The sequence below is a fragment of the Streptomyces sp. URMC 123 genome, from assembly GCF_051386515.1.
In the GTDB taxonomy this organism is placed as follows: Bacteria; Actinomycetota; Actinomycetes; order Streptomycetales; family Streptomycetaceae; genus Streptomyces.
The window spans coordinates 1-11,001 of the sequence record NZ_JBPQTV010000214.1; the positions used below are offsets into that span (position 1 = coordinate 1).

General features: G+C 74.9%; 11 protein-coding genes. 9 read left to right on the top strand and 2 right to left on the bottom strand.

All coding sequences use genetic code 11. The annotated features are described in order from the left end of the window. The first annotated feature begins 130 nt into the window (after positions 1 to 130). The 4 genes from ACSNOD_RS21860 (at position 131) to ACSNOD_RS21875 (ending at position 4,084) form a co-directional block, all read left to right on the top strand. Complete coding sequence (locus ACSNOD_RS21860) at positions 131 to 1,873, top strand: MFS transporter (RefSeq protein WP_436768712.1); 1,743 nt, start codon at positions 131 to 133, stop codon at positions 1,871 to 1,873. A gap of 26 nt (positions 1,874 to 1,899) precedes the next feature. Next, a complete protein-coding gene (locus ACSNOD_RS21865) occupies positions 1,900 to 2,427 on the top strand; it encodes a hypothetical protein (protein ID WP_436768703.1) in 528 nt (175 codons plus the stop codon). A gap of 74 nt (positions 2,428 to 2,501) precedes the next feature. Further along, a complete protein-coding gene (locus tag ACSNOD_RS21870) occupies positions 2,502 to 3,242 on the top strand; it encodes a futalosine hydrolase (protein ID WP_436768704.1) in 741 nt (246 codons plus the stop codon). Beyond that, complete coding sequence (locus tag ACSNOD_RS21875) at positions 3,239 to 4,084, top strand: 1,4-dihydroxy-6-naphthoate synthase (protein ID WP_436768705.1); 846 nt, start codon at positions 3,239 to 3,241, stop codon at positions 4,082 to 4,084. Before ACSNOD_RS21870 ends, ACSNOD_RS21875 begins: the two co-directional genes overlap by 4 nt. 87 nt (positions 4,085 to 4,171) lie before the next feature. On the opposite strand, the gene ACSNOD_RS21880 is transcribed toward ACSNOD_RS21875, so the two are convergent. Next, entirely contained in the window at positions 4,172 to 4,555 is a 384-nt protein-coding gene (locus tag ACSNOD_RS21880) for a cold-shock protein (RefSeq protein ID WP_436768706.1), read from the bottom strand. A gap of 176 nt (positions 4,556 to 4,731) precedes the next feature. On the opposite strand from ACSNOD_RS21880, the gene ACSNOD_RS21885 reads away from it, so the two are divergent. Then, the gene (locus ACSNOD_RS21885; RefSeq protein WP_436768707.1) at positions 4,732 to 5,067 is read left to right on the top strand and encodes a hypothetical protein; all 336 of its coding nucleotides are present in this window, start codon (positions 4,732 to 4,734) and stop codon (positions 5,065 to 5,067) included. Here the strand turns inward: ACSNOD_RS21885 and ACSNOD_RS21890 are convergent, their stop codons facing one another. Beyond that, the gene (locus ACSNOD_RS21890) at positions 5,068 to 5,772 is read right to left on the bottom strand and encodes an HAD family hydrolase (RefSeq protein WP_436768708.1); all 705 of its coding nucleotides are present in this window, start codon (positions 5,770 to 5,772) and stop codon (positions 5,068 to 5,070) included. It abuts the gene before it with no gap. A 100-nt stretch (positions 5,773 to 5,872) separates the two neighbouring features. On the opposite strand from ACSNOD_RS21890, the gene ACSNOD_RS21895 reads away from it, so the two are divergent. The 4 genes from ACSNOD_RS21895 to ACSNOD_RS21910 all read left to right on the top strand — a co-directional run bounded on the left by ACSNOD_RS21895 (position 5,873) and on the right by ACSNOD_RS21910 (position 10,127). Further along, positions 5,873 to 6,898 carry a FecCD family ABC transporter permease gene (locus tag ACSNOD_RS21895; protein WP_436768709.1) on the top strand — a complete coding sequence of 342 codons (1,026 nt, stop codon included), beginning with the start codon at positions 5,873 to 5,875 and terminating at the stop codon, positions 6,896 to 6,898. Between the two features lie 50 nt (positions 6,899 to 6,948). After that, positions 6,949 to 8,028 carry a FecCD family ABC transporter permease gene (locus ACSNOD_RS21900; protein WP_436768713.1) on the top strand — a complete coding sequence of 360 codons (1,080 nt, stop codon included), beginning with the start codon at positions 6,949 to 6,951 and terminating at the stop codon, positions 8,026 to 8,028. Further along, positions 8,025 to 9,020, top strand: a complete 996-nt coding sequence (locus ACSNOD_RS21905) for an ABC transporter ATP-binding protein (RefSeq protein ID WP_436768710.1) — start codon at positions 8,025 to 8,027, stop codon at positions 9,018 to 9,020. The genes ACSNOD_RS21900 and ACSNOD_RS21905 overlap by 4 nt, the downstream gene beginning before the upstream one ends. A 90-nt stretch (positions 9,021 to 9,110) precedes the next feature. Next, positions 9,111 to 10,127 (top strand): ABC transporter substrate-binding protein, encoded by a 1,017-nt coding sequence (locus ACSNOD_RS21910; protein ID WP_436768711.1) that lies wholly within the window; start codon positions 9,111 to 9,113, stop codon positions 10,125 to 10,127. The last annotated feature ends 874 nt before the right edge of the window (positions 10,128 to 11,001 follow it).

Consider the following 11,001-nt stretch of genomic DNA (forward strand, 5'->3'; position numbering starts at 1 on the left):
CCCCCGTACAAGCCCCCGCACCGCCCGCGAGCGGCGCGCCGCGGCCGCCGTCGCCCCCCGCGCCCGCAGCGCGCCCGCGGGAAGGCGCGGATGCCGCCATGGGGCGGACGAGTTGGGGCACTATGACGGGGTGGCCACCGACAGGTCGTCCGGCAGGACCTCCGGCAGGCCCCCGCGGAGGGGTGCGCTCCGCCGTGTCGGCGGGGCGGTCGGGCGTGCGCTGCACCTGCCGTTCACGTCCACGGCCCGCGGCATCCGGCGGGCGACGCACGCCCAGGGGGCGGGCGAGTCGGGCCTGGGCAAGCTGATCGAACTGCACGCGGTGAACTCCGCGGGCGACATGCTGGTGACGGTCGCGCTCGCCTCCACCGTCTTCTTCGCCGTGCCGACGGACCAGGCGCGCGGCCGGGTGGCGCTCTATCTGGCGATCACCATGGCGCCCTTCGCGCTGCTGGCGCCCGTGGTGGGCCCGCTGCTGGACCGGATTCCGCACGGCCGCAGGGCGGCGATGGCCGGCGCGATGCTCTCGCGCGCCCTGCTGGCGCTGATGATGTCGGGCGCGGTGGCGACGGGGGGCCTGGAGCTGTATCCGGCGGCGCTGGGCGTGCTGGTCGCGTCGAAGGCGTACGGCGTGGTGCGCAGCGCCGTCGTGCCGCGGCTGCTGCCGCCGCGGTTCTCCCTGGTGAAGGCGAACTCGCGGGTGACGCTCGCGGGGCTGCTGGCCACGGGCGCCGCCGCGCCGCTGGGGGCGGGCCTCCAGGCGCTCGGCCCGAGCTGGCCGCTGTACGGCGCGTCGGCGGTGTTCGTGGCGGGGACGGTGCTGTCCTTCACGCTGCCGCACAAGGTCGACTCGGCGAAGGGCGAGGCCAAGGCGCGGCTGCTGGCGGCCGAGCACCTGCTCGGCGCGTCCGGCCACGACCGGCCCGCGCGACCGGAACGGCCCGAACGCCCCGAGTGGCCCGTACGGCCGGTGCTGGGGGCCGGGGGCGTGGTCCGGGCCCGCTGGCGGCGCGGCACGGCGACCGGTGTCGCCGCGCACGGGCCGGGCACGGGCGGGCCGCGGGCGCGGACCGTACGGCTGGTGGGGGCCGCCCGCTTCACGCGTGCGGTGCGTGGCATGCGGGGCGGCGGGAGCGTGGCCGGCGCCGGCGGGCCGGGTGGGAACGCCGGGAACGGCGGGAACGGCAGGCCGGGCGGCAATGGCGGGAACGGGATGCGGGGCGGGAACGGCAGGGTCGGCGCGGGCGGCGCGGCCGGTGGGGCGAAGGCGCGCCGGCCCGGGCTGCGGACCGTGGGCCCCTCCGTGCTGCACGGGCTGCAGGCGAACGCCGCGCTGCGCGCGCTCTCCGGCTTCCTCATCTTCTTCCTGGCGTTCCTGCTGCGCGAGCACCCGCTGGGCGGCCGGAGCGCGGCGGTGTCGCTGGGCGTGGTGGCCGTGGCGGCCGGGGCGGGCAACGCGCTGGGCACCGCGATCGGCGCGTGGCTCAAGGCCCGCAACCCGGAGGCGATCATCGCGAGCGTGCTGGGGATCGCCCTGGGCGCGGCGGTCGTGGCGGCGGCGCTCTACGGTGCCGTGCTGATCGCCGTGATCGGCGCGGTCGCGGGTCTGGCGCAGGCGCTGGGCAAGCTGTCGCTGGACGCGCTGATCCAGCGGGACGTGCCCGAGGAGGTGCGGACGTCGGCGTTCGCCCGCTCCGAGACGCTGCTGCAGATGTCCTGGGTGGTGGGCGGCGCGATCGGCATCGCCCTGCCGCTCCACGGGGTGCTGGGCATGGCCGTGGCGGCCGGGCTGGTGGCCCTGGGCGCGGCCACGACCGTACGGGGGCTGCTGTCGGCCGCGCGGCGCGGCACGCCGCACCCCCGCGTGGCGTGAGCGGGGCCGCCCGATAGCCTTCGGCCATGACCGTTGCCTCGCGGCGGAGCCGCAATTCGCAGACCAGGAGCAAGGCCCTCCGCCTCGCCGCCACCCTCGGTGCCGTGTCCATCGGCGTCGTCGCCCTTTCCGCGTGCGAGAAGCCGACCCCGCTGGCGACCGTGACGGTCGGCGACACCACGGTGACCACCGAGGAGACGAAGAGCTGCTCGGGCGACGGCAAGAAGCTCGACCAGGCGGCGCTCCAGAAGTGCCTCTCCGACGAGCCGAAGAACGTGAAGACGATCTCGGTGAAGTCCGGCGAGAAGATCCGCATCGGCGTCGAGCCGGAGATCGCCGAGTCCGGCTGGGTGATCGTGGGCGGCGGTGACGGCATGCTCAACCCGTCCAAGGACACGTACCGCAGCTTCGACGTGGACAAGTTCATGACCCGCCGGGACGAGATGGGCCAGCCGCAGGCGCGCGAGACGGCGCTGCTGTCCATCGTCGAGACGCAGTCCGAGGGCGGCGTGAAGGCGATGTGGCACGTCAAGCTGAAGCTGAAGGACTCCTGACCCCGGCTGTGCGACTCCTGACCCCGGCTGTGCGCGCCGAAGCTGCCGAGTCTGCTGAGCGCGCCGAGCACGCTGTGCGCGTTCTGGTCGTGACGGCCGTCGCGGCCGAGCGGGACGCGGTGCTCGCGGGGTGCCGCCCGGCGGAGGGCGCCCCGGCCGTCGACGTCGTCGCCGTGGGGGTGGGCCCCGCCGCGGCGGCCGCCGGCACGGCCGCGGCGCTGGCCGCGGCCGCCCACCGGGGCGCCCCGTACGACCTGGTGGTCAGCGCCGGCATCGGCGGCGGTTTCGCCCCCCGCGCCCCGCTCGGCTCGATCGTCGTCGCGGACGCCCTCGTGGCCGCCGACCTGGGCGCCGAGAGCCCGGACGGCTTCCTGTCCGTGACGGACCTCGGCTTCGGCCGCACGACGCACCTCCCGTCGCCGGAGCTGACCGGGCGGATGGCCGCGGCGCTGGAGCGCTCCGGCTCGTTCCCGGTGCTGGTCGCGCCCGTGCTGACCGTCTCCACCGCGACCGGCTCCGCCGGGCGGGCCGCCGAGCTGCTGGCCCGCCATCCGCGCGCGGGCGCGGAGGCCATGGAGGGCTTCGGCGCGGCGGAGGCCGCCGCGGCCCTGGGCGTGCCGGTGGCCGAGGTGCGGGCCGTGTCCAACGCGGTCGGCCCGCGCGACCGGTCGGCCTGGCGGATTCCCGAGGCCCTGGACGCGCTGCGGGACGCGTTCGCCGCGCTGGCCCCCGCCTTCGCGCACTTCGGCCCGTCCGCCCACTCCGACCACTCCGTCCCGTCCGTCCGCGCCGTCCGCGAGGAGGAACCCCGGTGAGCGACCGGCTCGACATCGCCTATTCGCCGTGCCCCAACGACACGTTCGTCTTCCACGCCTGGGCGCACGGGATGGTGCCCGGCGCGCCGGAGCTGGACGTGACGTTCGCCGACATCGACGTCACCAACGGGATGGCGGAGCGCGGCGAGTTCGACGTGCTGAAGGTGTCGTACGCCGTGCTGCCGTGGGTGCTGGACGAGTACGCGCTGCTGCCGTGCGGGGGCGCGCTGGGCCGCGGCTGCGGGCCGCTGGTGCTCACCCGGGAGCCCGGGGTGTCGCTGGCCGGGCGGACGGTCGCGGTGCCGAGCGAGCGCTCCACCGCGTATCTGCTGTTCCGGCTGTGGGCGGCGGCCGCGGTGCCCGGCGGGGTGGGCGAGGTGGTGGTGCTGCCGTTCCACGAGATCATGCCGGCCGTGCGGGACGGCCGGGTCGACGCCGGCCTGGTGATCCACGAGGCGCGGTTCACCTATCAGGAGTACGGGCTGCACGCGCTCGCCGACATGGGCGAGCACTGGGAGACCACCACCGGGCTGCCGATCCCGCTGGGCGCGATCGTCGCCAAGCGGTCGCTGGGCCCGGCGCGGCTGCGCGAGCTGGCCGCGGCGGCCCGCACGTCGGTGCGGATGGCCTGGGACGACCCGGCGGCCTCCCGGGCGTATGTGCTGGAGCACGCGCAGGAGATGGACCCGGCCGTCGCCGATCAGCACATCGGGCTCTACGTCAACGAGTTCACGGCGGACCTCGGCGAGGCGGGGTACGCGGCCGTGCGGGGGCTGCTCACACGTGCGGCGGGCGAGGGGCTGGTGCCGCCCCTCGGCCGCGACGCGCTCGCCTTCGCCTGACGGAGAGCGGGGCTCGCCCCCGTCCGGCGGTGGAGCGTGGCGCTCGCCCTCGGGCGAGGGCGAGCGCCGGGAGTGAGTGGAGAGGACCTAGACGTCGAGCTGGTCGGCCACCGCGCGGAGCATTCCCGCGATCTTGGCGCCGTGGGCCTTGTCGGGGTAGCGCCCCCGCTCCAGGGACTGCGTCACGTTCTCCAGCAGCGTGGTCAGGTCCTGCACGATCGAGGCGAGCTCGTCCGGCTTGCGGCGCTGCGCCGCCGCCACGGAGGGCGCCGGGTCCAGAATGTTCACGGACAGGGCCTGATCGCCGCGCTGCCCCGCCACCACGCCGAACTCGACGCGCTGGCCGGGCTTGAGTGTGTCCACGCCGCTCGGGAGCACCGAGGAGTGCACGAAGACGTCACCGCCGTCATCACGGGAGAGAAAGCCGAAACCCTTCTCACTGTTGAACCACTTGACCTTGCCGGTAGGCACGTCTGTCCTCGTCCTCGTACTCATCGGGGCTGATCAACAGCCGGCAGAAAAACAGCTCTGGATAGCACTACAGCGGGCCTCGGCCCGCCACCTCCAAGGCTAATGGTCCCGTGCCTGGTGACAAGACGTCGCCGGGTGGTTCCTCCGTGCTTCTGCGCCCGACCTACCCTGGTCGGGTGACGAATGAAACCCACGCGCAGTCCGCCGCCCGGAAAGCCACCGGGGGCGCCGCCGACGCCACCGCCGCCGACGCCACGAAGGGGGCCGCCGCCGACGCCTCGGAGGGCGCCGCCCCGGGCGAGGCGCTGGTGCGGATCGGCGCCATCGTCTTCGGCGTCGGCGCGCTGGCCACCCTGGCCACCGTCGCCCCGCTGTTCCTGGGCGCCGACCCCCTGCCGCCGGTCGCCTGGTTCGTCTGCATGCTGATGGGCGCCGGGTTCGCCATCGCCGCCGCCGGGGTGCTGCGGTCCATCGCCGCCCAGCGGCGCCAGGCGCGCTCCGCGGCGTCCTAGCTACGCCCGGGGCGCGTCCACGGCGGCTTCCCGGGCGCCGTCCCCGGCTTCGACCCCGGCCGCGTCCCAGGACACGTCCCGGGCCGTTCGGCGACCGCGCTCCGCGGCCAGCCAGGCGGGGAACCCGGTGAGGTCCGCGAGTACGACATCCGCCCCCGCCGAGCGCAGTTCCTCGGCGCCGCAGGGACCGGTCGGCACCGCGACAGAGAGCGCACCGGCGGTACGCGCGCCGCGTACGTCCCCGATGTGGTCACCGACGTAGACGGAGGCCCCGTACTCGCGCAGCGCCTCCGCCTTGGCCTCCGCCCACAGCCAGCCGATCACCGCGTCCGCCTCGATGCCGAGGTGCGCCAGGTGCAGCTTGGCGTTGGGCTCGTGCTTGGCGGTGACCACGATGGCGCGGCCGCCGAGCCGGTGCACGGCCTCCACCGCCTCCCGGGCGCCGGGCATCGCCAGGGTGGGCGCGATCGCGTGGTCGGGGTAGAGCGTCCGGTAGCGCTCCGCCATCTCCTCGATCAGTTCGGCCGGGAACCAGTGGGCGAGCTCCAGCTCCAGCGGCGGGCCGAGCCGGGTGACGGCGAGATCGGCGTCGATCCAGGTCCCGGTCTCGGCGGACAGGGCCCGGTAGGCGGCCCGGATGCCGGGGCGCGAGTCGATCAGCGTCATGTCGAGGTCGAACCCGACGGTGAAGGGGTACGTGGCCATGCCCGCCATTGTGCCGGGCGGCCGACCCGTATATTTAGGTTCGCCTTACCTGACCTCGTTCGCGCCACGTCAAGATCGATTCTCCGCCGAAAAGGAAGCGATGCCAGCCACGATCAGCAGCCCCCGCCGCGCGCTGGTCGCGCGGCGCGTCGGCTGGACGGCGGCGGCCGCGGTGGCGCTGCTGCTCGCCGTGCTGCTCAGCCTCGCCGTGGGCAGCCGCCCCATACCCCCCTCCGAGGTCCTCGACGCGCTGCTGCACGGCGGCACGAGCGACGCGGCCGAGGTGGTGCGCTCGCTGCGGCTGCCGCGCACGCTCATCGGCCTGATGGTCGGCGCCGCGCTCGCCCTGGCCGGCGCGGTCCTCCAGGGCCTCACCCGCAACCCCATCGCCGACCCCGGCATCCTCGGCATCAGCCAGGGCGCGTCCGTGGGCGTGGTGCTGGCCATCGCCTTCGCCGGGGTGCACACCCTGACCGGCTACGTCTGGTTCGCCTTCGCGGGCGCGGCCGTGGCCGCCGTGGCCGCGTACGCCATCGCCGCGAGCGGGCGCGGCGGGGCGACGCCGGTGAAGCTGGCGCTGGGCGGGGCCGCGATCAACGCGCTGCTGGTCTCGGTGATCTCCGCCGTGCTCACCGTGCACGCCGCGGCCCTCGACGAGTTCCGCTTCTGGCAGGTGGGCTCCGTCTCCGGGCGGGACGCCGACGTCGCCGCCCAGATCTGGCCGTTCCTGCTGGTCGGCGTGGTGCTGGTGGCCGCCTCCGCGCGCGGCCTGGACGCGCTGGCGCTCGGCGACGACGTCGCCAGGGGGCTCGGGCACCGGGTCGCCACCGTACGGATCGTCGGCGGGCTCGGCGCGACCGTCTGCACCGGCGCCGGGGTGGCGGCGGCCGGCCCGATCGCCTTCATCGGCCTGGCCGTGCCGCACCTGGCCCGCGCGCTGGTGGGCACCGACCACCGCTGGCTGCTGCCGGTGTCCGCGCTGCTGGGCCCGGTGATGCTGCTGGTCTCCGACGTGGTGGGCCGGCTGGTCTTCCCGCCCTCGGAGGTGCCGGCCGGCGTGATGACCGCGCTGATCGGCGTGCCGTTCCTGGTGGCGTTCGTACGGCGGCGGACGGTGGCGGCATGAACGCTGGTGCGCGTCCTTCCTCGTCCGCTTCCCCCTCCGCTTCCTCCTCCGTGACGCCCGCCGGCGCGGCCCCGGTACGGGTGCGGCCCGCGGGGTACGCCCTCGCGCGGCGGCGCTCCCCTGCCCTCCCCGTGTCCCTGCTGGTGCACCGGCGCGCGACCGTCGTCGCCGCCCTGCTCACCGTCGCCCTGGCCGCCGCCTGCGTCGCCTACCTGAGCGTCGGCGAGTCCTTCGTCGCCCCCGCGGAGGTCGTCAAGGTCCTGCTCGGGCAGCCCTCCCCCGACGACCTGGTCGTCGGCACCCTGCGGCTGCCCCGGATGACCCTCGGCCTGCTGGTGGGCGCCGCCTTCGGCATCGCCGGCGCGCTGATCCAGACGGTGGCCCGCAACCCGCTCGCCAGCCCCGACATCATCGGCGTCAGCCAGGGTGCCAGCGCGCTCACCGTCGGCGCCATGACCTTCGGCGTCACCTCGTACACCGCCCTGCCGTACCTCTCCGTCGCCGGCGGGCTGATCGCCGCCGCGCTGGTCTACCTCTTCGCCTGGCGCGGCGGGCTGCACGCCGCCCGCTTCGTCCTCATCGGCATCGGCTTCGCGATCGCCCTCCGCTCGATCACCCACCTCTTCCTGACCAAGGGCGACTACCTCGTCGCCCAGCAGGCGTACGTGTGGATGACCGGCTCGGTCAACGGGCGCGGCTACGAGCAGGCCGAGCCGCTCGCCTGGGCCCTGCTGGTGCTGCTGCCGGGCGTGCTGTGGGCGGCCCGCGCCCAGCGGAACGTCTCGCTCGACGACGACACCGCCACCGCCCTCGGCGTACGGCTCGGCCGCACCCGGCTGGGGCTCGCCGCGCTCGGCGTCGTGCTCGCCTCCCTCGCGACCGGCGCGGCCGGGCCGGTGGACTTCGTGGCGCTGCTCGCCCCGCAGATCGCCCGCCGGACGACCCGCACGGCACAGATCCCGCTGCTGTGCTCGGCCCTCATGGGCGCGCTGATCGTGGTGCTCGCCGATCTGCTCGCCCGCAAGCTGTTCGCGCCGACCGAGCTGCCCGTCGGGGTGCTCACCGCCGCCGTCGGCGCCCCGTATCTGATCTGGCTCATCATTCGCAGCCGCACCGGAGGCAAGGCATGACCGACAAGGGGACGGACCGGGGCGGGGACGGCCGCGGTGACCGGGGCGGTGAGCAGCGGAGCGACGTGGGCCGGGACCTGGGCGGGGACCGCCTCGTCGCTCGGGGCCTGACCCTCGCCTACGAGGAGCGCACGGTCGTCTCCGGGCTCGACCTGAGCATTCCCGGCGGCAAGGTCACCGTCATCGTCGGGCCCAACGCCTGCGGCAAGTCCACGCTGCTGCGCGCCCTCGGCCGGCTCCTCAAGCCGGCGGCCGGCGCCGTACTGCTCGACGGCACGGAGCTGGCCCGCATCCCCACGCGCACCATCGCCCAGTCGATCGGACTGCTCCCGCAGACCCCCGTCGCGCCCGAGGCCATCACCGTCGCCGACCTCGTATCGCGCGGCCGCCAGCCCCATCAGCGCTGGTGGCAGCAGTGGTCCGAGGAGGACGAGCGGGCCGTCTCCGACGCCATGGCGCGCACGGACGTCACCGCGCTCGCCGAGCGCCCCGTGGACGAGCTCTCCGGCGGCCAGCGCCAGCGGGTGTGGATCGCGATGGCCCTCGCCCAGGAGACCGAACTGCTCCTCCTCGACGAGCCCACCACGTACCTCGACATCTCCCACCAGGTCGAGGTGCTGGACCTGGTCCGCCGGCTCAACCACGAGCGCGGCAGGACCGTCGTCGCCGTCCTCCACGACCTCAACCAGGCCGCCCGGTACGCCGACCACCTCGTCGCCATGAAGGAGGGCCGGATCGTGGCCGAGGGCCGGCCCGCGGACGTCGTCACGGCCGATCTCGTGCGGGAGGTCTTCGGGCTGGACTCGGTCGTCGTGCCGGACCCGGTGACCGGTGGCCCGCTGGTCGTGCCCGGCGCGCCCTGGCAGGCGGACGGTCGCGTGTCCGCGGCCTCGGCGGCCGCTGCGTCCGCAGCGTCTTCCCGGTCCTCCGCGCCCTCCCGGTCCGCCACGTCCTCCTCCGCGCCCTCCGCGTCCTCCTCTACGTCCTCCTGATCCGGGCCGATCCGGGCGATCCCGTCCGGCGCGCGCCTCCCGACCCGCGTTCCGCGTCCCTCGTCCGCGTCCCGTGAAAGGACCCCCACGATGACTCCCTCCCCGACCTTCTCCCCGACCCCTTCGCCGGCCTCACCCCTCAGGCGCCGCGCCGCGCTGGTCACGGCCGCCGCGCTCGCCGCGGCCCTCGGGCTCACCGCGTGCGGCTCCGGCGACAAGGGCGGCGGCGACCGGCAGGGCTCCGCCGGCGACGGCGGCACGCACGTGGTGAAGACCGCCATGGGTGACGTGCAGGTCAAGAACGCGCCGCAGCGCGTCGTGGTCCTGGACACCGCCGAGCTCGACTCCGCGCTCACCCTCGGCGTGAAGCCGGTCGGCGCGGCCCACTCCGACGTCTCCACCGGCTTCCCCTCCTACCTGCCCAAGGAGAAGACCGAGGGCATCAAGGACGTCGGCGCCATGAGCACGCCGAACATGGAGGCCATCGCCGCGCTCAAGCCGGACCTGATCCTCACCAGCAAAGTGCGGCACGGCGACAAGTACGCGGCGCTCAAGGGCATCGCCCCCACGGTGATGACCGAGAGCACCGGCGCGCCCTGGAAGGAGAACTTCCAGCTCCACGCGGAGGCGCTCGGCAAGCAGGCCGAGGCGAAGAAGGTCGTCGACGACTACGCCGCGCGGGCCCGCGGGCTCGCCGAGGCGATCGGCGGCGCGGAGAAGGCCGCGGCGACGAAGGTCAACATCGTCCGCTTCGTCGAGGGCGCGGACATCCGCATCTACGGCAAGAAGAACTACATCGGCACGATCCTCGCCGACGCGGGCCTCGGCCGCCCCGCGATCACCGACCAGGCGCCGAAGGGCTTCTCGTACGACGTGAGCCCCGAGCAGATCGACAAGGCCGAGGCGGACGTCATCTTCTACGCGACGTACGGCGACGCGGAGAAGTCCAAGGAGCGGCGCACGACCGAGGGCGGCCTCTGGAAGAACCTCACGGCCGTCAAGAACGGCAAGGCGTTCAAGGTCGACGACGAGCTGTGGATTCAGGGCATCGGCTACACGGCGGCGAGCCGCATCCTCGACGACATGCGCGTGAAGCTCACTACGTGAGCTCTTCGGTGACCTGGCCTTTCCCGCGGCCCGGTGGGGCTTCCCGCCGCGTGACCCCGGCCTTCGGCCGGGGGATCGGCCCCCTAAGCCCGGCTGGCGCGGCGTCCCCGACCACGCCGCCCATGACGTAACGACCGCCGCCTGGCCGCCTCCGGCCCCCTGCCCCGCCCCGCAGGGGCGGGGTCGTTTTCCGGCCTCCGGCCAGAAGCCCCACCTCCCCGCCCCTTCGGGGCGGGGTGAGGGGGATCGCCCCGCAGGGGCAGGGTCTTTTCCCCGGCCTTCGGCCGGGGGGTGGGGTGGTGTTTGCGGCGCCCGGTTGCTGGGTGGTGTCGGTGCCGCACCGGGGTACCTCCTCGACGGCGCACGTACACGTGGTGTGTTCGGCTTTCTCGCCGTCTCGTGCGCCGCGCTGCGGGGGCACCCCGCTACGTCCCCTCCGGTGGCTGGGGCGCACAAAGCGGGGTGGGGGTTACGCGCTCCATGCGCGGGGGCGCCGGTGGTGTCGCGATCCGTGCGCGAGTGGTCGCCCGCGTATGCCCGCCCCTTCGGGGCGGGGGTGGGGGTGTCTCGTGCGCCGCGCTGCGGGGGCACCCCGCCACGTCCCCTCCGGTGGCATGGGCGCACAAAGCTGGGTGGGGGGTTCTACGCGCTCTGCGTGCCTGGCTGAGCCGTGATCGCGACCTGCCGCCGCAGCTCCGGCTTCGCCGGAGAAAAGAAAACCGGCGGGGAGCCGAGGGCTGGCGGCAGCCACCGATGGTTTTCCACCCCCCACCGCGGGCGTGCCGCTGACGAGAGCCGAGGGGACGTGGCGGGGTGCCCCCGCAGCGCGGCGCACATGCTCCCAGGGAGAGCCGAAGAAACAACCCGCACGGTG